Below are 26,154 nucleotides of genomic sequence, written 5' to 3' on the forward strand. Positions count from 1 at the left end.
AAGTAGAAAACTGAAAAGCAGAAATTAAATAAAAATACTTATTATCCCCTAAAACGTCGCATCACCAACGATGCATTTGTCCCACCAAATCCAAAAGAATTAGAAAGAATCGTATCAATCTTTCGTTCACGCGGTTTGTGTGGTACAAGATCGATTTTAGTTTCAATCGATGGATTGTCAAGATTAAGTGTCGCTGGAGCTATATTATCCCGTATAGCTAGAACAGAAAAAATAGCCTCAGCAGCACCGGCGGCACCAAGTAAATGCCCGATAGATGATTTCGTTGATGACATGGATACTTGTGGTGCATAATTCCCTAAAACACGCTCAACAGCCGCTAGCTCTATGGAATCAGCCATCGTTGATGTACCATGAGCATTAATATAATCAAGTTCACTCACATTCACTTGTGCACGCTTAAGAGCGGCCATCATACTACGCTGAGCCCCTTCACCACTTTCTGAAGGTGCTGTAATGTGGTAAGCGTCACCAGATAAACCATAGCCAATAACCTCAGCATAAATACGCGCTCCTCGTTTTTTGGCGTGTTCCAGCTCTTCTAAAACAACAATTGCTGCTCCTTCCCCCATCACAAAACCATCACGATCAGCATCATAAGGACGAGACGCCCGTTCAGGATCATCATTGCGACAAGTAGAAAGAGCTCTACAAGCTGCAAAACCTGCAAGAGATATCCGATTTATCGGAGATTCGGTTCCCCCTGCCACCATGACATCTGCATCACCAAACATTATCAAACGTGCTGCATCACCAATCGCATGCGCCCCTGTCGAACAAGCAGTTACAACAGAATGATTAGGCCCCCGTAAACCATATTGAATAGACACATAACCAGAAGCAAGATTAATCAAACGACCTGGAATAAAAAAAGGAGAAACACGACGTGGGCCCTTATCACGAAGCGTATAACCAGCTTCAACAATGCCCTCAACTCCCCCAATTCCCGAACCAATTAACACACCTGTACAAATCTGATCTTCATCACTCTTAGGAAACCATTCGGCATCTGCAAGCGCTTGGTTAGCAGCAGCCATTGCATAAACAATAAATGCATCAACTTTACGTTGCTCTTTAGGTTCCATATACAAATCAGCATTATAGGTCCCCCCTGTTCCATCCCCTAAGGGAATGCGCGCAGCAATCTGGCATGACAAATCTGACACATCAAACTCAGTGATACGTCGGACACCACTTCTTCCTTCAAGAAGTCGTTTCCAACTATATTCAATATTACCAGCTAATGGAGATACCAATCCTAAACCAGTAACAACAACACGTCTCATAACTTCTAACCTTGAACTAAACTTCACCTCTCAAAGCTCTTTTTTAAAAGAGCTCCGAAGAATATAGGCAAAAGCAATTTATGCCTTTGCCCTTTAGTAATCACGCAGAAGCCTTATCAATGAACTTGACTGCATCACCAACTGTGAAAATCGTTTCAGCGGCTTCATCTGGAATTTCTACCCCAAACTCTTCTTCAAAAGCCATAACGAGTTCAACCGTATCAAGGCTATCAGCCCCTAGATCATCGATAAAGCTTGCATTTTCTACAACTTTATCAGCATTAACTCCAAGATGTTCCACAATAATTTTCTTAACGCGCTCTACTGTATCACTCATGTTGAAATCCTCGAATTTATATTTTCCTATAATTTGGTTAACTATATCGGTTCATCTAATCAAGCAATAGATGCATTGCTTTAAAAGATTTTAGCAATGATTTAAAACATCCTGTGGATATCCCCTACAAAATGAACCAATCTGACATTCCGACATCAATTGATCAACGACCATGTTAAAGAAATAGATGCATCTATCCATTTCAATCGTTACTATCTAAAATAATACAACTGATAAATCAATGTGGAATAAAATAAATTACTCAAATCATTGCCATTCCACCATTGATATGGCATGTTTGACCTGTCGTATAAGCTGCTTCATCGCTTGCTAAATAAACAGCAGCAGCAGCTATTTCTTGCCCACTTCCCATACGCTTCATTGGAATCGCAGCCATAATGACTTCTTTTTGCTTTTCATTGAGCTTGTCTGTCATTGCAGATTTAATAAATCCTGGAGCAATACAATTGACAGTGATGTTTCGCGAAGCAATTTCCTGTGCCAATGCTTTAGAAAAACCTATCAAGCCTGCTTTTGCAGCACAATAGTTCGTTTGTCCAGGATTTCCCACAACACCAACAACAGATGTAATGTTAATAATTCTTCCATAACGGCGGCGCATCATAGAATGTATTAATTCACGCGTCAAAAGAGAAGCTGCTGTTAGGTTAATTTCTAAAACATCATCCCAGTCTTTATCTTGCATACGCACAAAAAGACCATCCTTAGTGATTCCCGCATTGTTAACCAGAATATCGACGCCATCCATTTCTCTCTCTGCAACTTCAGCCAACTGTTTAATCGATTGGCGTTCAGAAAGATTAGCGGGAAATACAAAAACATTCTGCCCTAATTCTTCTGCCACTTCTCTAAGCTTTTCTTCACGTGTTCCATGAAGTCCAACAATGGCTCCTTGTGCATGAAAGCAGCGTGCAATTGCCTCACCAATTTCTCCCGAAGCCCCCGTTACAAGAGCTTTACGCCCTGTTAATCTAAACATTTTTTTACTCCTTATAGATTAAACGCCAAGTATGCCTAGCGCTGATTCTATTTCATCAACTGTTCCAATTGTTACTCCCTTTATATCCTTGTTAATACGGCGCGTTAAACCTGTTAATACTTTTCCAGAACCAACTTCAAAAAGCGTATCAACCCCATTAGCAGCGATCCATTCTATCGTTTCACGCCACCGCACCCTCCCAGTCACTTGTTGAACAAGAAGAGTAGTAATACGCTCTGGATTGCTCTCAGGTGCAACAGAAACATTGGCAATCAAAGGAACAATAGGGGGCATTTTGTTAACAGTCAAAAGTGCTTTCTTCATGGCATCAGCAGCAGGTTGCATTAAAGATGAATGAAAAGGTGCAGAAACTGGAAGAAGAAGTGCACGTTTTGCACCTTTTGTTGATGCAATCTCTACCGCTGCCTCCACTGCTTTTGCTTTACCTGAAATAACAATTTGCCCACCACCATTATCATTGGCAATCTGACATAGTCCTTCTCCAGAAACAGTTTCGCAAATTTCTTCCACAATGTGCTCTTCCAAACCAATCAGTGCTGCCATAGAACCTTCACCAACCGCGACAGCAGCCTGCATAGCATTGCCACGAATACGCAAAAGTCTTGCCGTATCTGTGAGAGTAAATGTACCAGCAGCACAAAGAGCCGAATATTCGCCTAAAGAATGTCCAGCAACAAACCTTACCTTTTCTTCTATACGAAGCCCTAATTGTTTCATCACACGAATGACCGCCATGGATACAGCCATTAATGCCGGTTGTGCATTTGCTGTTAACGTTAAAACATCTGCTGGTCCTTCAAAAATGATCTTTGATAATTTCTCACCCAAAGCATCATCAACTTCCTCGAAAACCATCCGTGCGGCAATAAATTGCTCTGTAAGCGCCTTTCCCATACCAACAAGTTGACTCCCCTGCCCTGGAAAAATAAAAGCTGCACCCATTTATCAACTCCTAAAATTGTACAATTAAATTATTTTCTTTTGACCTTATTCATCCGCACAAATCAAGATAAAGCCCTTTACTTAAAACGAATACCACACTTAAAATTATATTTTAAGGGCGGAATTTGATATAAAAACTTAGGAAAATAGGGGGCTATAAACTGAATAACACCCAAACTTATGAGACTTCCTAAAATTGCACCTGCTAAAATATCAAAGGGATAATGTACACCCACAAAGATGCGCGCCCAACAGATTAAGCACAAAAACACCGTGGCAAATTTAAAAGCAACTTTGTATCGGTAAAAATAAAAGCTAGCTGCATAAGACGCAATAGTCAAAGCATGATTACTAGGAAAAGAAGCTGTTGCACGATGTTGAATAAGCGATGTCGTCAACCCTACCACGAATGGGCGAGGACGAAAATAAAAAAGAGAAATGAGATAACCTGTGAAAAGAGCCGCACAAATACTCATGCAAATGCTTAGCACGACACCTCGTTCCCTCTTCCCACCACAAAACCACAACGCACAAAGATGGAGAGGAATAATATAAATTAAAAACTTTGCACAAAAAATACTAAACGAAACCACAATCGACCAAGCTTGATGATTGCCGACAAACATTTTAAAGAGTGTAACATCAATCTGGTTTAAAAAGTCCATTTTTCTCTCCTTTATGTTACAGTACTATCTTTTTATAGAAGAGGGAAATATATCAAGATTTAACAAATCAATTTTTTTATGTGCATAAACTTGCTATTTTAAAAGATAACCTGTAGATATGAAATATTCGTTGCCGGCACTTTAGCTGGAGGTTGAACGGAGGGCTGTAAAATATCAGTAGGAAATACAATGTTTCCGGCCTCCCGTGTCTCCGCTCTCGGATGTCTCAAATTGTAAACGCGTCCTTTCTTCTTTGGATTTCCCAAAAAGACAAGTCGCAGGGGCTTTGCGCTAAAACCGGTAAGATTTAATTGAAGAAAGGCAAAACAATGGCTCTTTATGAACATATGTTCCTTGCCCGACAAGACATTGCACCGCAGCAAGTTGATGAACTTTTGAGTCTCTACAAAGGTGTCATTGAAGCGCATGGTGGAAAAGTTGGGCGTATAGAAAATTGGGGACTTCGTCCTCTTGCTTACCGTATTCGTAAAAACCGTAAAGCTTATTATGTCTTGGTCAATATTGATGCACCAGCTTCAGCAATTGCTGAAGTGGAGCGTCAGATGCGCATCAATGAGGATATTTTGCGTTATATGACTATTCGCGTAGAAAAACACGAAAAAGAAAAATCTGCTATGCTCTCACACCTTGATCGCAATAGTCATATTGGACACGATGAAGAGCGTCCTCGTTTTCCACGTCGTCAACGTGAAAATGCTATAGAAGGGGTAGAATGATGACTGATACTAATCAAAACTCTGCACGTCGCCCCTTTCATCGTCGTCGTAAAACATGTCCTTTTTCAGGGACCAATGCTCCCAAAATTGATTATAAAGACATCAAGTTGTTACAGCGTTATATTTCCGAACGTGGGAAAATTGTTCCTTCACGGATTACTGCTGTTAGTCAGAAAAAACAGCGTGAATTAGCTAATGCTATCAAACGTGCTCGCTTTTTAGGCTTACTTCCGTACGTTATAAAGTAAACGATAATGCGCTATGCAACTGGAGAGTTTCTCCAGTTGCTTTTCTTATATGATTTAAAATAGCTTGTTATATCCTATGTTAAGCTATTGAATGTTAAAGTTGGGGTATTGACATGCCCCTAACTGCAGAAAGCAGGACAGCAATAAATGAAAAAAGATCGCACCTATGAGATATTAACCGGTATTTTGGCAGGATTATTTGCTGTTGTGATAGGAATGGCAATCATCAGTGTTGCAAATGTCGTACCCCCTTTTTCTCTTCTTCTTGGCTGCTTTCTTTCATTGCCAATTTCTATTGTTGCGTTCGGTCAAGGAACATTAGCCAGTCTCATTGCCCTCATAAGTGCCACTGTTGTTCTTATCGTGACCACTAATACCTATATTGCTCTTGGTTTTATGTTGTTATTTTTCCTTCCTGCTGTCTATACTTCTTGGCTTCTTGGGCTTGCACGTCCAGCGCAAAAAGAAAACGAACTAATATGGTATCCATTATCATCGGTTATTTTTCATTTAACTAATTTTATCGCTCTTATAGCAACTTTCATTGGGCTCTATGTTCAAACCCGTCCTTCCACACCCTTCATTGCAAAAAAAATCATCGAAAACATAGTACAAACTCTGCAACAATCACAGACAATAAAAGAAGCCGATATACGCCCTTTTAGTGAGTTTTTAATAACGCATACAGCAACTTTTACTGCTGTTTCTTTGACTATTTATAGCTTGGTTTTTCTCATTGGTAACCTTTACTTTTCCATGATAGCAGCACAACACATGAAATGGCTGAAAAGACCCCGTGATGATTGGAGCCAAACTCTCCGCCTTCCAATTTCTGGAATTGTTATTTTCATTATTGTTTGCATAGCATCGATGGTTGAGTTGAGCGCTTCTCTTAACTTGAGTGCCTGTGTCTTTAGTACTGCATACACTGTTATCATATTAATTAGCGGTCTAGCATATCTTCACAATATTACAAAAGGGGTAAACGGTCGGATTATTATACTTTCTCTTGTTTATATTGCTATTTTAACAGTTGTTTTTACTCCACCTATTTCTTTCATGATGATTTTGATGGGAATTTGGGCTGCTATTCAATACAATTTTCAATCACGCAAAAAACTCCACTAAATTTATTTGTTCGAAAGGAAAAACTATGGATATTATTTTACTTGAGCGCATTCCTCGTCTTGGTCAGATGGGTGATATTGTCTCAGTTAAAGATGGTTATGCACGTAATTTTCTCTTGCCTCAAGGTAAAGCTTTACGCGCGAATGAAACCAATAAAAAACATTTTGAGATACAACGTGCACAACTTGAAGCACGTAATCTTGAACGCAAAAGCGAAGCGCAAAAAATTGCTGAAAAACTTGATGGCCAATCATTCATTGTTGTTCGTTCTGCTGGTGAAACAGGACAACTTTATGGTTCTGTGTCAACACGTGATATTGCTGAAATTATAATAGATGAAGGCTTTTCTATTGGAAGAAATCAAATAGAACTTAACCATCCAATAAAAATGATCGGTCTTCACACTATCACTCTTAGCTTACATCCTGAGGTTCAAATTTCTGTGATTATTAATGTTGCACGTTCTACCAGTGAAGCACAACGCCAAGCAGAAGGTGAAACTCTCACTTCGGCTAAAGAAATATATAATATTCAAGAAGAATTATTAGAAGAAGAAATTAATGACAACGATATAAACAGTTCTCATCAAGAAGCTTAATTGCTATTTTTGCTTTCTGTTTTAAATATTGCTCATAAAATACTCACACTTTAAAACTGAGTATTTTATGGCTATCACACATAAAGAACCTAATTTTTATGAAAGAATTAGAAATATATTATTTAAAGGCATTACATGCTGAGAATAAATAATATCACTAAGAGGAAATATCTTTTTTTCCAGTATATAAAGCAAAAATAATTTAAAGCTCTCCCCTTAAGGGTAAGGCTTGTATGAACGGTAAGTTGATTGTATCCTCACATGATCTGAAATAATTTCAGTTATAAAAAAGTAATTCTGCTTACACAGATATTGAAATTTTAAGGTCATGTAACTTCAAAATACTTAAATTTAGAGTACCAAAACTTCCACTTTAAAATCACGTATTATAAAATAAAATAGATAGACGTAACATAAATAATACACAAATGATCAATGAGCAACGAAACGAGGGGTTTGAAAAATTATATAATCTTAACTTAAAATGAAGATTTGTCGCTCTATTCTTTTAATTATACGATTTTCAATTTATCGCCTAAAGTAGCTAGACTTAGATTTTTAGTGGAAAAATATTATGGAAGAAACTAACGTTGTTAATGTAGGCTCTTCAAAAAAAGAAGATTCTCCTTCTTTTCGGCAACTTCCGTATAATATTGAAGCTGAACAGGCATTGCTTGGTGCTATCTTTATCAACAATGATTCTCTTGACCGCGTTTCAGATTTTCTAAAACCAGAACATTTTTTTGAACCATTGCATCAAAAAATTTATCATGTTTTATCTCACCTTATTAAAACAGGAAAATGTGTAGATCCAGTTACAATCAAGCCCTATATCCAAATGGAAGAAAAAATTGGAGATATTACTGTATACCAATATGTTGTTCGCTTAGCCACAGAGGCAGTCACTATTATTAACGCTGAAGATTATGGACGCGTCATTTACGATCTTTTTATCCGACGGTCTTTGATTAACCTTGGAACTCAAGTTGTCAATACAGCCTTTGATGCTCCTGTGGAGCTCACGCCTACCCAACAAATTGAAACTGTTGAAAATCAGTTATTTGAGCTAGCAGAAAAAGGGAAATATGGAGGTGGATTTGAAAATTTTAATGAGGCTATCAAAAAAGCTATCGATATGGCAAGTGCTGCGAAAAAGCGCTCTTCACAATTATCAGGGATAGCCACCCATATTAAAACACTTGATGAAAAAATGGGAGGATTACAAGCATCTGACTTAATTATCCTTGCGGGACGCCCTGGTATGGGTAAAACCTCACTGGCTACCAATATTGCCTTTAATATTGCTAATGCTTATAATCGTAATGCCAATATCCAAGAAAATGAAGGGGGCATTGTAGGGTTCTTTTCACTTGAAATGTCCTCAGAACAGCTTGCAACGCGTATTATTTCTGAACAAACAGAAGTCTCTTCTTCTGATATTCGGCGTGGTAATATTTCAGATGAACAATTTTCAAAAATTATTCGTGCGGTGAACCAACTACAAAAGGCACCACTTTATATTGATCAAACTGGGGGAATATCAATTACGCAATTAGCTGCCCGTGCGCGGCGTCTCAAGCGGCAACACGGTTTAGATATCTTGTTTATTGACTATATCCAACTCATGACAAGCAGTTCAAAGCGTTCATCAGAGAATCGTGTTCAAGAGATCACAGAAATTACCACAGGATTAAAAGCATTAGCGAAAGAATTGAATATTCCTATTATCGCTCTCTCTCAACTTTCACGCCAAGTAGAAAATAGAACAGATAAACGTCCACAACTCTCAGATTTACGTGAGTCTGGTTCAATTGAGCAAGATGCCGACATCGTTCTGTTTGTCTATCGTGAAGAATATTATTTCAAAAACGAAGAACCAAAATTAGGCACTTTGGAACATACAAAATGGCAGGATGAGATGGATAAAATTATGGGAAAAGCTGATGTTATTATTGCGAAACAGCGTCATGGACCAACAGGGATCGTGCCCCTTGCCTTTCAATCTGATTTCACACGCTTTAGTGATCTGGCAGATAGCAATTATCTTCCAGAGCAAATTGGTTAAATCAACATGGCGCGTAATCGTATTCAATTTATCTGCCAAAATTGTTAAACCATTCTTCTCATTAGAAAAAAATGTAGCTCTTATCAAGAATGAAATTTCTTACAAAGAATTATTTTCAATGATTCTAGCCTCCGTTATTTGCTATTTAATAACATTCCTCTTGAATGAAATGATAACACATCTCTTAACAATGTTATAAGTGGGGTACATATATTAAAATCCATAGCTAATTTAAACCTTGCTATATTGTTCCTTCTTTTACAAAGTCTCCTTCTTGCAAGACACCCATTTTCTCGTTATTAAATTTAAAAATAATTGCTGCTATTGTGTACGGCAAGCTATTATGAAAATATCAGAAGATTTCCTCTTCATAGAAAAATCCCTAATTTTTAAACAAAAATATTTTCTAATCTATCTGAAAAAAAACTACCCTAATTACCGCATATAAAAAAACAAGCTGTGTTTTAAATACTACAGTACAAAGAAAAATTTACAACATGCAAAATATTTTTGATATAAAATTGCATAAAAACTGATATCTAACAAAGAAAAGGTATATAATTATGCTAGAAAAAAAAGAAGACTGTGATAGTGGATTTAACAGTCTTGATAATGCAATCAAAAGAGTTATTGATATAGCAAGTGCTGCAAAAAAACGCTCTTCGCAAATATCAGGGATAGCCACTCACATTCAAACACTTGATGAAAAAATGGGAGGATTACAAGCATCTGACTTAATTATCCTTGCAGGCCGCCCTGGTATGGGTAAAACCTCACTAGCTACCAATATTGCCTTTAATATTGCCAATGCTTATAATCGTAATGCCAATATCCAAGAAAATGAAGGTGGCATTGTAGGGTTCTTTTCACTTGAAATGTCCTCCGAACAGCTTGCAACACGTATTATTTCTGAACAAACAGAAATCTCTTCTTCTGATATTCGGCGTGGTAATATTTCAGATGAACAATTTTCAAAAATTATTCGTGCCGTGAACCAACTACAAACGGCACCACTTTATATTGATCAAACTGGAGGAATATCAATTTCACAACTGGCTGCCCGTGCTCGGCGTCTCAAGCAAAAACATGGTTTAGATGTCTTAATTATTGATTATATCCAACTCATGACAAGTGATTTAAAATACACATCTGAATATCGCATTCAAGAAATCACTGCAGAATTAAAAGCATTAGCCAAAGAATTAAATATCCCTATTATTGCTCTTTCACAACTTTCACATCAAGTTGAAAACAGAACAGATAAACGCCCAAAACTTTTAGATTTAGGTGGATTTGGTTCTATTGAGCAAGATGCCGACATCGTTTTATTTGTCTATCGTGAAGAATATTATCTCAAAAATGAAGAACCAAAGCTAGGCACTTTGGAACATACAAAATGGCAAGAAATAATGGACAAAGCTTTTGGAAAAGCTGATGTTATTATTGCAAAACAGCGCCATGGGCGGACAGGAATCTTGCCCCTTGCCTTTCAATCTGATTTCACACGATTCAGCGACCTGGAAGATATTGATTATCTTCCAGAGCAAATTGGTTAAATCAACATGGTGCGTAATCGTGTTCAGTTTATCTGTCAAAATTGTGGAACTGTCCATTCTCGTTGGGCAGGAAAATGTAGTGCTTGTGGAGAATGGAATTCCCTTATCGAAGAAACTATAAATGGCGGCATCGGAAGCGGTCCTAAGCAAAATGTTCGTAAAGGACGCATTGTCACACTCACATCTCTTTCTGGAAATATCGAAGATGCTCCACGTATTCACTCTGGTATTGCTGAACTTGATCGTGTTACCGGTGGGGGCTTTGTTCGTGGATCAGCACTCCTTGTTGGAGGTGATCCGGGTATTGGTAAATCAACATTGCTGACACAAACAGCTGCTGCTTTATCACGCAAAGGATATAATGTTATCTATGTTTCAGGTGAAGAGGCTATTGCGCAAATTTGTCTGCGCGCGCAAAGGCTTGAAGCTAACAATACAGAGGTGAAACTTGCTGCTGAAACCAATGTTGAAGATATTCTGGCAACCTTAAGCGAACATAAAAACCTTGATATGGTGATTATCGATTCGATTCAAACCCTATGGTCAGATACAGCAGATTCAGCACCTGGCACTGTTACACAAGTACGTATTGGTGCTCAGGCAATGATCCGCTTTGCCAAGAAAACAGGTGCTGCCGTTGTTCTTGTTGGGCATGTTACAAAAGATGGACAAATTGCTGGTCCTCGGGTCGTTGAACATATGGTTGATGGCGTTCTTTATTTTGAGGGTGAAGGAGGACATCATTATCGCATTCTTAGAACTGTAAAAAATCGCTTCGGACCAACAGATGAAATTGGTGTCTTTGAAATGTCTGATAAAGGATTGCGCGAAGTAATAAATCCATCTGAATTATTTTTAGGGGAACGTAATGAAAAAGCGCCAGGCGCTGCTGTTTTTGCAGGAATGGAAGGGACACGCCCGATACTCGTAGAAATTCAAGCGCTTGTTGCTCCTTCTTCCCTTGGAACACCAAGACGTGCGGTTGTCGGATGGGATGGAAATCGTCTTTCTATGATTCTTGCCGTTTTAGAAGCTCATTGTGGCATTCGTTTTGGACAACATGATGTCTATCTGAACGTGGCAGGTGGATATCGCATATCAGAACCCGCTGCTGATTTAGCTGTAGCCGCTGCTTTGGTATCCTCTCTTGCCAATATCGCATTGCCAACGGATTATGTATATTTTGGTGAAGTCAGTCTTTCAGGAGCTACCCGCGCTGTTTCACACTCAGCACAGCGCATCAATGAAGCAAAAAAACTCGGCTTTCAAGGAGCCTTTCACCCCACAACAACAACCGAAATGATGAAGTCGCTCAATTTTCAACAAAAAACTTTCTCCGACCTTCCCGAACTCGTTGCTACTCTTACCGTAAGTAAAAAATAATCTGCACCACAGATATGATAATATAGAAAAAACTCTATAAAATACAAAAGATCCTTGCTATAAGAACAAAAAATGGCATAACAAAAAATATATTTGCACACAGACTTAAAAGAACACAACTTTATGTATAAGGAACAAACAAATGATCATAACAATCCTTGATGGAATTGTCGTAGTAATCATCCTGTTGTCCGCTTTTCTTGCTATGCTTAGAGGATTTTCACGTGAAGTGTTATCGTTGATTTCTTGGGCAGTTGCAGCTGTTACGACACTGTTTTTATTCAAACCTGTCTTACCTTTCTTTGAACACTATCTCTCTAATAAAATGGTTGCATTGATCACAACATTAGTCACTATTTTTATTATTGTTCTCATTATTACTTCAATTATTACAATGAAGATCTCTGATTTTATTATTGATAGTCGAATTGGTATCCTTGACCGTGCTATTGGTTTTATTTTTGGAGCACTTCGTGGTTTACTTATCATGGTCATCGGTATGTTGCTGATTAATGCACTGATTAAACCTGAGCTTCAAGCGAATTGGTTAAAAAATGCAAAAACAAGGCCTATTTTAGATTCATTGGGACAAAAAGTTTGGGAAATACTCCCAAAAGATATTGGATCTGTTCTTGAAAAGGCAGAAAATTTGTTTAAAGACAGCAATAAACATACGTATGAGAAACACTCTCATGAAAAGATAATTTTTAAAAATAGAGAATAGTTTTTCATGAGGAGAGAGAACTAAATGATGTAAAATGTGATATTAACGATTCCTCCGTATCACAACTGAAAGAATATGATGATAAAAAGTGATGTTTTCTGTCAAGAATTTTCATTAGATGATGATACCCTTCATGAAGAATGTGGCGTTTTTGGTATTCTTGGGCATGAAGATGCCGCAACATTAACAGCTCTTGGACTCCACGCACTTCAGCATCGTGGGCAAGAAGCGGCTGGGATTGTTTCTTACCATAATAAAATATTTCATCAAGAAAAGCATTTAGGTCTTGTTGGTGATCACTATACAAACCCTACAACACTTGCACGCTTACCAGGAAATCGTGCTATCGGACATACCCGTTATTCAACAACTGGAGAAGTGGCATTACGCAATGTTCAGCCCCTTTTTGCTGAATTGAAAGTTGGAGGTATTGCTATTGCGCATAATGGTAATCTTACCAATGGTCTCACATTACGCCGTGAACTCATCGCTTCTGGTGCTATCTGTCAATCAACGTCAGATTCAGAAGTTTTTCTCCATCTTATTGCCCGCTCACGTTATGAATCGTCCTCTGATCGTTTTGTTGATGCAATTCGGCAAGTAGAAGGTGGGTATGCTATGTTAGCACTCACACGTACAAAACTTATTGCGGCACGCGATCCAACAGGGATTAGACCTCTCGTGATGGGGGAACTTGATGGTAAGCCTATCTTTTGTTCTGAAACTTGTGCTCTTGATATTATTGGAGCAAAATATGTCCGTGATGTTAAAAATGGAGAGATCATCATATGTGAAATACAAAAAAATGGGGAAATTACGAAAAAAATTATAAAACCAGAAAATGAAAAACCAGAAAAACTTTGCTTGTTTGAATATGTTTATTTTGCCCGCCCAGACTCAATCGTTGGAGGGCGGAGTGTTTATACAACACGCAAAAATATGGGAATTCATTTAGCACAGGAAGCCCCTTGTGAGGGTGATGTTGTGGTTCCTGTTCCTGATGGAGGAACGCCTGCCGCAATTGGCTATGCACAAGAAATTGGAATTCCCTTCGAGCTTGGTATTATTCGTAATCACTATGTTGGTCGCACTTTTATCGAACCAACACAACAAATTCGCGCTTTTGGTGTCAAGTTAAAACATTCGGCAAACCGTTCTGTGATTGAAGGAAAACGTGTTATTCTGGTTGATGACTCTATTGTACGTGGAACAACATCCCTTAAAATTGTACGAATGCTTCGCGATGCAGGAGCAAAAGAAGTTCATATGCGCATTTCTAGCCCTATGATTTTTTATCCTGACTTTTATGGTATTGATACACCTAAAGCTGAAAACCTTTTAGCAAATCAATATCCAGATTTAAAATCTATGTGTGATTTTATTGGAGCGGATTCATTAGAATTTCTTTCAACGGATGGATTATATCTTGCTGTAGCAGGGGAAAAACGGAATAACGCCGATCCACAATTTACTGACCATTATTTTACTGGATATTATCCTACGCAACTGGTTGATCAAGAAAATCTCTCCAAAATTCATCAATCATCTGTTCTTAAAACAAGAGATTAATGATGACAAAACTTGACTTTAGTCTCCATGGGCGTGTTGCACTTGTTACTGGCGCATCAAGAGGAATTGGCTATTATTTAGCACTCGAGCTTGCTGCACGCGGCGCTCATATTATTGCTCTTGCACGCACAGTCAGTGGACTTACTGAATTAGATAATCAAATACGAGAAAAAGGGGCTCATGCAACCCTTGTTCCCCTTGACTTGCATCATATGGAAAACATCGATACTCTCGCTATCTCAATTGCCAAACGCTGGAAAAAACTTGATATTATCGTTGCAAACGCAGGAATTCTTGGAACACTTTCACCAATAGCGCATATAGAAAACACGGTATTTGAAGATGTTTTTCAAATAAACTTTTTCAGCCAATGGCGCTTAATGAAAGCCGTTGAGCCTTTATTACGTAAATCTGATGCTGGACGGGCCATCCTGTTATCCTCAAGCGTTGCGCATGCTGCGCGCCCTTTCTGGGGAGCTTATGCAGCCTCGAAAGCGGCTTTAGAGATGATTGCCCGCTGTTGGGCAGAAGAACTCAAACAAACCCCTATAAAGATTAATTGTGTCAACCCTGGTGCCACACGCACTGCCATGCGCGCTGAAGCTATGCCCGGTGAAGATCCACAAACTCTCCCTTCACCACAAGAGGTTGCAAAAAAGATAGTACATCTGTTATCACCTGATTTAAAGGAAACTGGAAAACTCTTTAATGTCCGTAAAAATCGGTTTGTAGATTATCACGTACCTGATTGATCATCATATGAGAAATAAATCGTTTGATTATCTCTTTTTCCTGTACTTCTCAGCAGAAGAATGAAGCACTTTATGATTCTTGGATAGCTTTAGCATCAGCTTTTTTCTCTTCTAAAGTAGCACGTTTATTATAAGCGATAAAACTACAGGGGAGAAAAATCATATAGCTAACTGCTGTAATCAATAAAGTTTTCCATGTGTACGTCGCAAGAAAACCGACATAAATAACAATCACCAACATGCATGGTATAACAATATCGCGCCTTAAATTTTGATCAATTGTTTTTGCATTCCATACTGGTAAACGACTAATCAAAAGAAAAGCAATAATTACAGTATAAAGACTAAAAAACAATGCCCACCCCCAACTGGGAACCAAACCAAGAGTGCCTAAATAGGTAGGCAATAAAAGGAGTAATGCTCCTGCTGGTGCTGGAACACCAACAAAATAACTTTTCTGCCACTTAGGTATATTGGTGTTATCCAACATCACATTAAAACGTGCTAACCGCAAACAACAAGCAACACAATAAACAAGGGCAGCAACCCAACCAATGTGATTTGCTTGATTCAAGATAAAGGAATAAACAATAAGTGCAGGGGTAACACCAAAATTTACAACATCAGCAAGAGAATCCATCTGTGCCCCAAAAGATGAACTACCATCTATTAAACGGGCAATGCGACCATCAGCGCCGTCTAAAACTGCGGCCAAAAGCACCATTAAAATAGCAGCTTCATAGCGATGTTCAAAAGCTAAACGAATGCTGCTCATTCCTGCACAAATTGCTAAAATAGTAATGATATTGGGAATGACATACCGCATTGATGTAGGTGAACGCCGCCGATTTGCAACATCATCATGCTGCCCCTCAGGATTGAATGAAGAAAATGGCGAAAAATTTTTCATTGTGAATCCTAATCGTATCTGAAATCCGTTGTGGCACTCTTATCATCAAAAGAACCCAAAACTGTCTCTCCAGCAATTGCTGTCTGTCCAACTGCAACACGCAATTTCATTTCAGTTGGTATATAAATATCAAGGCGAGAACCAAAACGAATCAATCCAAATCGCTCACCAGTTATAACGGCATCGTTTTCTTTTGACCAGCAAACAATCCGGCGTGCAACCATTCCTGCTATTTGTACGATACCAATTTTACCATGTTTGCTATCAATCACTACCCCATTACGCTCATTAAACTGACTCGCTTTATCAAAGTCAGCATTGGTAAATCGACCTGGATGATAAACGATAGACTCTACTGTACCACTGATAGGAATACGATTAATATGGCATGAAAAAACATCCATAAAAATGGAAATACGGATCATTTCATCTTTCCCTAATCCTAATTCTTCAGGTGGAACACATGATTCCACAAATGAAATACGCCCATCTGCAGGAGACATAACCCAATTTGAATTCAAAGGAATCACACGATCTGGATCACGGAAAAAGTATATACACCACACAGTGAGAATGAGACCAAACCAAAACAACGGACTCCATATCCAACCAAGAATGAGCGAAACAACAAAAAACGCTACAATAAAAGGATAACCTTCTTTATGAACCGATACAAAGCTATTATGGAAAGATTGCAGAATACTCATATAATTTCCTATTCATCGTAAACTTAAACAAGCAACAAATCTTTTTGTTCCTCTTGTGTCTTTTTATGTATTTAATCAATCACTCCATATAAAGATATAGATTACATTTTGCTCTATTTATTTTTTACGATTAACAGCACTCGTCTCATCTTCTTCACGCATTTTACGTAATTTTTCTTCAGCTTTCGATGCTTCAAGCTGCTTATTCCACATTGAAGCATATAAACCTTTCTTACGTAAAAGCTCTGTATGCGTCCCATTTTCAATAATACGACCACTTTTAAGAACTAAAATTTCATCAGCATTGATAACAGTAGAAAGACGGTGAGCAATAATCAATGTTGTACGTCCACGGCTTACAATATCCAATGCTTGTTGAATTTCCTGTTCCGTTGCCGTATCAAGAGCCGATGTTGCTTCATCTAGAATAAGAAGTGGGGGAGCTTTTAAAAGTGTCCGTGCAATAGCCACACGTTGTTTTTCACCACCTGATAATTTGAGACCTCGCTCTCCTACCATAGACTGAAAACCTTCCGGTAAAATTTCAATAAATTTTGATATTTGTGCCATTTCAGCAGCTTTGCGCATTTCTTCATCTGTAGCACTTGGACGCCCATAGCAAATATTATAGGCAATTGTATCATTAAATAACACTGTATCTTGTGGGACCATGCCAATCGCTTTACGCAAACTCTTTTGTGTTACGTCACGAATATCCTGCCCGTCAATTGTGATAGAACCCGCGTCAACATCATAAAACCGAAAAAGCAACCGAGAAATAGTTGATTTACCTGCACCAGATGGACCGACAATGGCGACTGTTTTTCCTCCAGGAACTTTAAAATCAATATCTCTGAGAATCTGACGTCTCGAATCATAGGAAAACTTCACCTGATGAAAACAAATGGTCCCATCGCTTATCTCTAACGGTTTAGCATCCGATTTATCAACGATCTCCTTCTGAACATCTAAAAGATCAAACATTGCTTCAATATCCGTTAAACCTTGTCGAATATCACGATACATTGAACCAATAAAATTCAGTGGAATGGAAAGTTGCATTAAAAGTGCATTAATAAAAACAAAATCTCCTAAAGTTTGTGTCTTATAAAAAACTTCATAAGCTGACATCAGCATCATGATCGTCATTCCAAGACCAAAGATAAGAGTCTGACCAAAATTAAGCCAACTTAACGATGTCCAAATCTTTGTTGCGGCTTTTTCATAACCTACCATAGAAGCATCAAATCGATCGGCTTCTAGAGTTTCATTACCAAAATATTTGACCGTTTCAAAATTCAAAAGAGAATCAACAGCGCGAGTATTCGCCTCAGTATCCGCTGTATTCATTTTTTGCCGAATACGAATACGCCAATCACTCGCCTTAATGGTAAACAAGATATATAATCCAACCGTTGCAACAACGATGAGAAGATAATGCCACCCATAACTTATGTAAAATACCAGTGCCGTTAATATAAATTCTAAAACTGTCGGTACTGTACTAAGAATTGAAAATCTTACGATCGCTTCAATTCCTTTTGTTCCACGCTCAATCACACGAGAAAGACCGCCTGTTCGGCGTTCCAAATGAAAGCGCAAGGATAACTCATGCATATGTACAAAGGTTTTATAAGCTAATTGACGAACAGCGTATTGACCAACAGTAGCAAAAAGGGAATCGCGTAATTGATTTAATCCAGCCTGCATAATACGCGCGACGTTGTATGCCAAAACGAGCATGATGGGAATAATCCAACTGGATGGAAACCATTCAGGTGGCTGAAAGCTTGAATCAAGCACATTCGTAGAATATTTAAAGAAATACGGTACAGATATGAGAACAAGCTTAGCCAAAACAAGATAAAATATTGCCCATAGCACACGCATTTTTAGATCACGCCGACCTACTGGCCACATATAGGGCCATAAATTGTAAAGTGTGTGCAGAGTTTTCCCTGTATCTGATGATACAGTTTTTGTCATTTCATTGCGTTTCATAAAGTCCTTACTTCTCTATCATCCGCACAAACAGGCAAAATACCCCTTGCGGTTGTTTATAGGCTCATCTCTTCATTATGCTTCCAATAAGCTATCCCCACTTGTTATTTGAAGTTAGACTGTTTTTGAAAAAGGAACAAGAAATAATCCACTATACAATTTATTATTTTGATCTGTATTTTCATACCACTCTGCTGCAAACAAATTTTCAACTTTTACATGCTTTTTTCTCAATTCTGCCTGAAGCCACTTTTTTGTTTTACCAATCTCTTTAAGTCCATCATCAATAACTTCACCATTTTCTATTAAAATCGTCGATTTCTTTCCCTCGTCCTTTTTAATGACAGTGCAATCACCATTGGTTTCCAAACGAACAAAAGCAGCTTCATGTAAGTGACACCCTTTAAGACGTAACATCGTAATGAGATCATTAATATTGATCCCTAAATTCTTAATCTTATCCATTTGGAAAACTCCATCTAAAACTAATGTGACATTCCGCCCTGCAATAAGACGACGAAAAAAAACTGAATAGCGTGCAAAAAAATTAAAAGATGTAATCAAGGTTTGCCAGATGAATAAAACAAGCAATAATTGAAGGCTACTAATATTCTGATTATAGATAACGCCTCCAATAATACCTCCCATAACAAAATTACTGACCAAATCAACTGGTGTCATCTGACTAAGACTCCCCCGCCCCGTCGTTCTTAAAATAAATAAGAAGGCAACAAGACCTACAACCAGCTTAAGCGCGATATATCCATAATGATATAAAAATTCCATCAAACTTTCTCCCTTTATTTATGTAAGCTGCTGGGATAGGAAAATTAGAATCGTTTTATTTCCCACAAAGTTATGCGCTCACCACTCTGCGGATCCTTACTGTCTTTTAAAAGAACCCCCTCGGCTGCAAGCTCATCACGAATTGTATCCGCAGCTTCCCACTCTTTATTATGGATAAGTCGTAGTCTTTCGGCAATGCGCTGATCAATAAATTTTGTATCAAGGAAAGTTTTTCTCATAAATAATAGGCAGTCTATTTCTTTAATCCATTCTTGTCGTAACAGTCCTAATAAATTCATCCCATTAGCAAGAGCCAAAGCATTCCCTTTTTTATAAAACTCTCGTAAAAGAGTCAGTGCTTTTGGAGTATTAAGATCATCACTGAGTGCATCTATCAAAGTATCATCAATCGCTTCATTGTTTTCCATCTCACTTTTTTTGCTGCGAAGCAATTCATACCAACGATACAGTTCGCTGCTCGATTGTATTAAACGCTGTGCTGTCCAATTTAATGGTTCACGATAATGCGTTTGCAACATAGAAAAACGTGCAGACAAACCAGCCCAATTTTGCTTCATTTCATCGGTTAAAATACCATTAAACTCCCCAAAATTACTCTCTAAAACAGAACGAATAGTTATGAAATTGCCAAAGCTTTTCGACATCTTTTTGCCTTCAACTTGTAAAAAACCATTATGCATCCAAAAATTAGCCATTCTCTCCGTCCCAAAAGCTGAACAACTTTGTGCAATCTCATTTTCATGATGAGGAAAAATTAAATCAAGTCCACCACCATGGATATCAAAAACATTCGCGGTCGGATCATCACAGGTTAAACCACCGCCATAGGGTGCTAATAACTTTGCCATTGACATCGCAGAACATTCAATATGCCAACCTGGACGACCTAAAACAGGAATTCCGGCCGGCGATTCCCAACCCGGCTCCCCTTCCACAGAAGGCTTCCATAAAACAAAATCCATCTCTTCCCTTTTATAAGCAGCAACATCAATACGTGCCCCCGCCCTCATTTCATCTAAAGAACGATTTGCAAATGCCCCATAATGGGGAGGATTTTTTATGCTACTTACAGAAAATAATATATGATTTTCCGCTTTATAAGCGTGCCCCTTTTCAAGTAATCTTTCAATTAAAGAGCGCATCTCCTCTAAATGCTCGGTTGCGCGTGGCTGGCTAGTTGGCAATAGACAACCAAGTGCTATTGTATCTTGTTGAAACTGGAAATATGTACGTTCTGTTAATTGACGAATAGCGTCATTCAGTGACAAGTTTGGATATTCGCAAGCTGCTCGCGCATTAATTTTATCATCAACATCTGTAATATTACGTGCATATAGAACATGCTCATTGCCATAAACATGACGCAATAAACGAAATAAAACATCAAAAACAATGACAGGGCGTGCATTTCCTATATGCGCATAATCATAAACTGTCGGGCCACAAACATAAAGACGTACTCTTGTCGCATCTATTGGTGTAAAATTTTCTTTTTTACGTGTCAGCGTATTATAAAATCGCAACTCTTTCATTATTAACTCCATGGACGATATTATGCACCGCTCCTTTTAGATGTATCTTATCTCAACTTATCCTATTACGCGGTTTAGGCTCAAAAATTTTATCCTATAGTAAATTCTTCTTACCATTTTCCATTGTATTCACGGCTGTATTCATCATTTATCATAAAAACAATCTATTTTATTTGATTGAACAAAAGCATTCTATCATTAGAGATGCTTTCCCTCTTTAAACAAAACGAACTTAGAAAAAATTCTATAGGCAAAAATCTATGTGAAAAATAGATCGTTTGCAGGAAGCAAATCTTAAATTTTAAACTACACAAAGCTTTGTCAGTATTTTCAATAATTCCACAACGGGTTCCTTACTGCCTCTTACGCCCTATATTTTAAATCAACAATTGAGAATAATGCAGCAATTAACTCTATTTTTTTACATCGTTCTCATGACAAAATTATTTTATCTGTACAGAGTTTTATTCAAAGAAAGCGATCAAAATAATGCTTAATAGATTGATGAACATCATTATTTTAATATTTCTTGTCATTTCAACGCCAGCCTTTGCGCAACAATCTCCACCTTATGAAAAAAAATTACTCCGATTAGCAGAAATTTTGGGATCATTGCATTCTCTCCAAAATCTTTGCGAGCCTCCAACAAACCAATGGTATGATTATATGAATGCACTGATTGAAGCAGAACACCTCATTCCACAAAGACGTGCTTATTTTTATGAAGCGTTTAATGAAGCTTATCGTGCTTTCTCAGAAAATTATCATCATTGTACACAAGCAGCCATTGAAGCCAATCAAAGATACATTGAGGAAGGAAGAATTTTATCTGAAAATCTCCTCATGCATTATAAATAATTAATCTATACAAAAAGTATCTCCCTTAATTTTAGCGATATCAGTGATACTCCTCTCACAAATGCGAGGAACAATAAACCAGCTCTGAAAATAGAGAGATTTTTAAAGAATAATGTCTCAATACGCTTTTATTCGTATGAGCGCCTTTTCCCATACAAAATCGCTCTTTGGCTTCCCCCCATACCTCAAAGAACGAAGATTTTTAACTAAATTTGCTCTGTAAATAATCTAGGTTCTTGTTGAACAAGATTCCTCTTGGCTTCTAACGTATGTAATTTGCTTCATAGTTCCTACAAACAATCCTAAGAATATTCACCACGCATAAAAAAACACTTATGTGCAAAAGAGGCTGACATACCCTATATCAACACTCTAAAAGATGATATTTTACAGCATACTTATAATTTTAATCTGTTTACACCAAAGTTTCTATAAATTTAACAGGCTCTCCTTGTGACGGTGTGACAATTTCACCTTCCCACATAACGCGCATACCACGGATAATAGTCCCAACAGGCCAACCTTTAACTTTTTGACCATCATAAGGTGTCCAACCGGCACGCGAACCAATTAAGCTATTCGTGATAATTTCTTCTCTCTTAAGATCAACAATGGTTAAATCAGCATCGTACCCAACAGCAATACGCCCTTTGCAGCTTATACCAAAAATACGACTAGGGCCATGTGAAGTAAGATCAACAAAACGTTCAAGAGATATTTTCTCTGCATTCACATGTGTTAACATAAGTGCTGCTGTTGTTTGCACCCCTGTCATTCCTGAAGGTGAAGAGGGATAAGGTTTAAGCTTTTCTTCAAGAGTATGAGGCGCATGATCTGAGCCTAAGACATCAATAATTCCTTGTTGAACACCGTACCAAAGAGCTTCACGGTGGCGCGACTCACGAATAGGCGGATTCATCTGAATGAGTGTACCGAGCTTCTTATAATCATCAGCCGTGAGAGTCAAATGATGTTGTGTCACTTCAATTGTTGCAACATCCTTATGTTTTTTTAAAAAATCAATTTCTTCTTCTGTCGAAAGATGGAGCACATGAATCCGTGCCTTCGTCTCATGGGCAATTTTTACCAAACGCTGTGTACATTTTAATGCCGCAACTTCATCACGCCAAATCGGATGTGACGATGCATCCCCTTCAATACGCAATATTTTACGCTCTTTGAGCCTCGCCTCATCTTCAGAATGAAAAGCTGCACGACGACGTGTATTCTTCAAAATAAGGCGTACACTTTCATCATCATCAACCAAAAGATTACCAGTAGAGGACCCCATAAAGACTTTAATTCCAGCCGCACCAGGAAGTCTTTCTAACTCAGAGAGTTCATGGGCATTTTCACGCGTTCCTCCAACCCAAAATGCAAAATCACAATGCATTCGATGAAATCCGCGTTTAACCTTATCGCTTAATGTTTCTTCTGATGTTGTCAATGGATTGGTATTAGGCATGTCAAAAACTGCCGTAACACCCCCTAACACAGCAGAATACGAGCCACTTTCCAAATCCTCCTTATATTCATTTCCTGGCTCACGAAAATGCACTTGGCTATCAATAATTCCTGGTAAAATATGAAGTCCCGTACAATCAATGACCTCACTAGCCGATGCACATGTAAGGTCGCCTATTTCAGCAATACGACCATTTGTAATACCAATATCACGCTTGCTTCTTCCATCATGATTCACAAGTGTTGCACCTTTAAAAATTGTATCAAATGTTTTAAACATAGCCACGCTCCTTACATATTGCTCACTTATCGATTATGTAACTTTGAGCAGAAAGGCAAGAACCATGATTGAAAAACAAAATGCCATTTGCTTAAAAAACCGCAGGCTTATTCAAATTACAGGCGAAGAAGCAACAGATTTTCTACAATCCCTTATCACGACAGATGTAAAAAAAATCAGCCCACAGGAACTTTTCCCCGGGGCCCTTTTATCCCCACAAGGAAAGGTTCTTGCTGATTTTCTTATCGGAAAAAAAGAAGATGGTTATCTGATTGATATCAGAATGCCTTTAGCTGATACCCTTCACCAACGTCTGTTGCTCTATAAGCTGCGTAAAAAAGTAGAAATTACACAACCATTACAAGAGCTTGTTACAGTTTCTTTGAATAAAGAATCAGAAGCTTTAAATTTTGATTCAAGTTTTGTTGATAAACGCTTCCCACAACAAGAAAAAATAATACGAATCTATGGCAAAAAACCTTTTTTGACTTCAGAATATCATGACACATGGAATCAATTGCGTATCCGTTATGCAATTGCGGAAAGCGATCAAGACTATGAAATTGGTAAAGTCTTTCCTCATGATATTAATTACGATCAAATCAATGGACTCTCATTCAATAAAGGATGTTATATTGGACAAGAAATTGTTTCACGAATGCACCACCACCGTGCAGCACGTCGCCGTATTTTTATTGTAAAAGGCCAGTGTGAATTGCCCCCTCAATCTAGCATTGAAGCAGGAACAAAAGTGCTTGGCTACTTGGGAACGTGTGTAGAAAATGAGGCTCTCGCTTTAATGCGTATGGACCATGTCAAAGATTCTATGGACCATAATATCCCCTTTACTGTAAAAAACATTCCTGTCACTATAAACATTGCTGAAAATATGAATTTTACCTTTCCTGAAAATACTATAGAAAATACGCATGGCTAAAGCTGAATTATTAAAAAATGGAGAAGCACGCGCTTGGCAAAGAATGCTCTCTGGACGCAGACTTGATCTTCTCAACCCTTCTCCTTTTGATGTTGAAATTGAAGATATTGCCCATGGACTTTCTCGCGTGGCACGTTGGAACGGTCAAACACGAGGGGAGCATGCCTATTCTGTTGCACAACATTCACTTTTGGTTGAACAAATATTTCAAAAACTTTTTCCACAATCAGGAAGCAACGAATGTCTTTATGCTCTTCTTCATGATGCTCCAGAATATGTCATCGGCGATATGATTTCCCCCTTTAAAGCTGTCATAGGAAAACAATATGAACGCATTGAAAAAGGCATTCAAGATGCTATCCACATGCGCTTTTCTCTTCCCGTTGATCTTTCTCAAAAACTTTTAAAAAAAATCAAACAAGCCGACCGTATCGCTGCATATTATGAAGCAATTACGCTTGCTGGATTTAATACAGAAGAAGCCCTTCGCTATTTTGGCTCTCCCAATAATATTTTACCCGATGATCTTAGTTTATACCCCTATTCTACCCAACAAACTGAAAACGCATTTTTAACTCGCTTTAATGACTTGGATGCCGAAAGATTATAACCTTTTCGCATTGTTGATTCCTTGTCATTACAGAAACATCACACTGATTTATAATAATAATTCATTGTTTTTTCATGTTGCATGAGAGCCCCTAATATCGCATGATTCACCCATTTCAAATCTGTTTATATTGAATCAATCAAAATCATTCTCTTGCACATTATAAGCGAGACCAGCATATGGATAAAAATTTTTAAAGAAAGAATTCAATACATTGATTTATATAGATAATTTGTCGTTATTCATATTGAATTAGACCTCCGAATATAGTAAGATTTTCTCATCACAAACCCTCTCATATTGAATCAATTAAAATCACTTGCTTGCACGTCAAAAGCGGGGCTGGTGTGTGGGTAAAATTTATACAAGAAAGGACTAAAAATGGCTCTTATGAACCGTCTTAATGCAAGGTCTGTCGCAACATTGGGGGCTGGCAAATATAATGATGGTGCTGGCTTGCTTCTTCACAAACGTAAAGATGGAGGTGCTCAATGGCTTTATCGTTATACCATTCATGGGCGTCGTCGCGAAATGGGCTTGGGTGCTTTAAGAGATGTCTCTTTAAAACAAGCCCGTGAATGTGCAATGCAATGGCGTTCTGTTTTACGTGAAGGGCGTGACCCTATTCAAGAACGTAATAAACAAAAGCGTGAGGCAATGCGCAATCTCCATTACTTAAAAGATATTGCCGTGGATGCTTTTGAAAGTCGTAAAGCTGAACTAAAAGGAGATGGGAAAGATGGAAATTGGTTTTTACATTTACGCCTTCATATTCTCCCTAAATTAGGCTGTATGCCCGTTTCAGAGATTACACAAACAGAGATACGCGATACCCTTGCTCCTATTTGGCATTCAAAAGCGAGAACTGCCCAAACAGCATTGATACGTCTTAATCTCTGTCTCAAACATGCAGCTGCCTTGGGTTTGGATGTTGATTTACAAGCAACAACAAAAGCACGCGCTCTTTTAGGTAAACAACGTCATAAAACCATTAATAGACCAGCCATGGATTGGAGAGA

At 38.1% G+C, this 26,154-nt stretch carries 24 protein-coding genes and 1 pseudogene; 14 read left to right on the plus strand and 11 right to left on the minus strand.

The window, feature by feature from the left end; genetic code table 11:
- Window positions 1-41: 41 nt before the first annotated feature.
- The 5 genes from fabF to PVV60_RS06265 all read right to left on the minus strand — a co-directional run bounded on the left by fabF (window position 42) and on the right by PVV60_RS06265 (window position 4,269).
- On the minus strand, window positions 42-1,304 hold the full coding sequence (gene fabF / locus PVV60_RS06245; protein ID WP_273723846.1) for a beta-ketoacyl-ACP synthase II: 1,263 nt from the start codon (window positions 1,302-1,304) through the stop codon (window positions 42-44).
- A gap of 100 nt (window positions 1,305-1,404) precedes the next feature.
- Window positions 1,405-1,641, minus strand: coding sequence for an acyl carrier protein (locus PVV60_RS06250; RefSeq protein WP_004860281.1), 237 nt, complete (start codon window positions 1,639-1,641; stop codon window positions 1,405-1,407).
- 262 nt (window positions 1,642-1,903) lie between these two features.
- Complete coding sequence (gene fabG / locus PVV60_RS06255; protein WP_273723847.1) at window positions 1,904-2,641, minus strand: 3-oxoacyl-[acyl-carrier-protein] reductase; 738 nt, start codon at window positions 2,639-2,641, stop codon at window positions 1,904-1,906.
- Between the two features lie 18 nt (window positions 2,642-2,659).
- Window positions 2,660-3,604 (minus strand): ACP S-malonyltransferase, encoded by a 945-nt coding sequence (fabD, locus tag PVV60_RS06260; protein WP_273723848.1) that lies wholly within the window; start codon window positions 3,602-3,604, stop codon window positions 2,660-2,662.
- A 77-nt stretch (window positions 3,605-3,681) separates the two neighbouring features.
- Window positions 3,682-4,269, minus strand: a complete 588-nt coding sequence (locus PVV60_RS06265) for an undecaprenyl-diphosphatase (RefSeq protein ID WP_273723849.1) — start codon at window positions 4,267-4,269, stop codon at window positions 3,682-3,684.
- 329 nt (window positions 4,270-4,598) lie between these two features.
- On the opposite strand from PVV60_RS06265, the gene rpsF reads away from it, so the two are divergent.
- The 10 genes and pseudogenes from rpsF to PVV60_RS06315 all read left to right on the plus strand — a co-directional run bounded on the left by rpsF (window position 4,599) and on the right by PVV60_RS06315 (window position 15,029).
- Complete coding sequence (rpsF, locus tag PVV60_RS06270) at window positions 4,599-5,006, plus strand: 30S ribosomal protein S6 (RefSeq protein WP_273723850.1); 408 nt, start codon at window positions 4,599-4,601, stop codon at window positions 5,004-5,006.
- A complete protein-coding gene (rpsR, locus tag PVV60_RS06275; RefSeq protein ID WP_012754957.1) occupies window positions 5,006-5,254 on the plus strand; it encodes a 30S ribosomal protein S18 in 249 nt (82 codons plus the stop codon). Before rpsF ends, rpsR begins: the two co-directional genes overlap by 1 nt.
- 147 nt (window positions 5,255-5,401) lie before the next feature.
- On the plus strand, window positions 5,402-6,382 hold the full coding sequence (locus PVV60_RS06280; RefSeq protein ID WP_273723851.1) for a hypothetical protein: 981 nt from the start codon (window positions 5,402-5,404) through the stop codon (window positions 6,380-6,382).
- A gap of 25 nt (window positions 6,383-6,407) precedes the next feature.
- Window positions 6,408-6,980, plus strand: a complete 573-nt coding sequence (rplI, locus tag PVV60_RS06285) for a 50S ribosomal protein L9 (RefSeq protein ID WP_273723852.1) — start codon at window positions 6,408-6,410, stop codon at window positions 6,978-6,980.
- A 574-nt stretch (window positions 6,981-7,554) separates the two neighbouring features.
- Entirely contained in the window at window positions 7,555-9,045 is a 1,491-nt protein-coding gene (locus PVV60_RS06290; RefSeq protein WP_273723853.1) for a replicative DNA helicase, read from the plus strand.
- A gap of 632 nt (window positions 9,046-9,677) precedes the next feature.
- Window positions 9,678-10,601 (plus strand): annotated as a pseudogene (locus PVV60_RS06295) (DnaB-like helicase C-terminal domain-containing protein); the annotation flags it as partial.
- Between the two features lie 6 nt (window positions 10,602-10,607).
- On the plus strand, window positions 10,608-11,984 hold the full coding sequence (gene radA / locus PVV60_RS06300; protein WP_273723854.1) for a DNA repair protein RadA: 1,377 nt from the start codon (window positions 10,608-10,610) through the stop codon (window positions 11,982-11,984).
- A 142-nt stretch (window positions 11,985-12,126) separates the two neighbouring features.
- A complete protein-coding gene (locus tag PVV60_RS06305; RefSeq protein WP_273723855.1) occupies window positions 12,127-12,708 on the plus strand; it encodes a CvpA family protein in 582 nt (193 codons plus the stop codon).
- A 75-nt stretch (window positions 12,709-12,783) separates the two neighbouring features.
- Entirely contained in the window at window positions 12,784-14,277 is a 1,494-nt protein-coding gene (gene purF / locus PVV60_RS06310) for an amidophosphoribosyltransferase (RefSeq protein WP_404977300.1), read from the plus strand.
- Between the two features lie 2 nt (window positions 14,278-14,279).
- The gene (locus PVV60_RS06315) at window positions 14,280-15,029 is read left to right on the plus strand and encodes an SDR family NAD(P)-dependent oxidoreductase (protein WP_273723856.1); all 750 of its coding nucleotides are present in this window, start codon (window positions 14,280-14,282) and stop codon (window positions 15,027-15,029) included.
- Between the two features lie 70 nt (window positions 15,030-15,099).
- Here PVV60_RS06315 and pssA read toward each other — a convergent pair whose 3' ends face one another.
- From pssA to cysS, 5 genes are all read right to left on the minus strand, one after another.
- On the minus strand, window positions 15,100-15,939 hold the full coding sequence (pssA, locus tag PVV60_RS06320; protein ID WP_273723857.1) for a CDP-diacylglycerol--serine O-phosphatidyltransferase: 840 nt from the start codon (window positions 15,937-15,939) through the stop codon (window positions 15,100-15,102).
- An 8-nt stretch (window positions 15,940-15,947) separates the two neighbouring features.
- Window positions 15,948-16,646, minus strand: coding sequence for a phosphatidylserine decarboxylase (locus PVV60_RS06325; protein ID WP_273723858.1), 699 nt, complete (start codon window positions 16,644-16,646; stop codon window positions 15,948-15,950).
- A 117-nt stretch (window positions 16,647-16,763) separates the two neighbouring features.
- Window positions 16,764-18,647, minus strand: a complete 1,884-nt coding sequence (locus PVV60_RS06330) for an ABC transporter ATP-binding protein/permease (RefSeq protein ID WP_273723859.1) — start codon at window positions 18,645-18,647, stop codon at window positions 16,764-16,766.
- Between the two features lie 114 nt (window positions 18,648-18,761).
- Complete coding sequence (locus PVV60_RS06335; RefSeq protein WP_273723860.1) at window positions 18,762-19,433, minus strand: DUF421 domain-containing protein; 672 nt, start codon at window positions 19,431-19,433, stop codon at window positions 18,762-18,764.
- 44 nt (window positions 19,434-19,477) lie between these two features.
- Complete coding sequence (gene cysS / locus PVV60_RS06340) at window positions 19,478-20,986, minus strand: cysteine--tRNA ligase (protein WP_273723861.1); 1,509 nt, start codon at window positions 20,984-20,986, stop codon at window positions 19,478-19,480.
- A 489-nt stretch (window positions 20,987-21,475) separates the two neighbouring features.
- Between cysS and PVV60_RS06345 the strand changes: the two genes are divergently transcribed.
- Window positions 21,476-21,844 carry a TIGR02301 family protein gene (locus tag PVV60_RS06345; RefSeq protein WP_273723862.1) on the plus strand — a complete coding sequence of 123 codons (369 nt, stop codon included), beginning with the start codon at window positions 21,476-21,478 and terminating at the stop codon, window positions 21,842-21,844.
- A gap of 415 nt (window positions 21,845-22,259) precedes the next feature.
- Here PVV60_RS06345 and PVV60_RS06350 read toward each other — a convergent pair whose 3' ends face one another.
- The gene (locus PVV60_RS06350) at window positions 22,260-23,588 is read right to left on the minus strand and encodes a dihydroorotase (RefSeq protein ID WP_273723863.1); all 1,329 of its coding nucleotides are present in this window, start codon (window positions 23,586-23,588) and stop codon (window positions 22,260-22,262) included.
- Between the two features lie 64 nt (window positions 23,589-23,652).
- Between PVV60_RS06350 and PVV60_RS06355 the strand changes: the two genes are divergently transcribed.
- The 3 genes from PVV60_RS06355 to PVV60_RS06365 all read left to right on the plus strand — a co-directional run.
- On the plus strand, window positions 23,653-24,525 hold the full coding sequence (locus tag PVV60_RS06355; protein ID WP_273723864.1) for a folate-binding protein YgfZ: 873 nt from the start codon (window positions 23,653-23,655) through the stop codon (window positions 24,523-24,525).
- Window positions 24,518-25,135, plus strand: coding sequence for an HD family hydrolase (locus PVV60_RS06360; RefSeq protein WP_273723865.1), 618 nt, complete (start codon window positions 24,518-24,520; stop codon window positions 25,133-25,135). Before PVV60_RS06355 ends, PVV60_RS06360 begins: the two co-directional genes overlap by 8 nt.
- Before the next feature lie 381 nt (window positions 25,136-25,516).
- The coding region (locus PVV60_RS06365; protein WP_273723866.1) for an Arm DNA-binding domain-containing protein at window positions 25,517-26,154 on the plus strand (638 nt) is incomplete at its 3' end.

It is taken from the genome of Bartonella sp. AU18XJBT (genome assembly GCF_028618595.1).
Taxonomy (GTDB): Bacteria; Pseudomonadota; Alphaproteobacteria; order Rhizobiales; family Rhizobiaceae; genus Bartonella.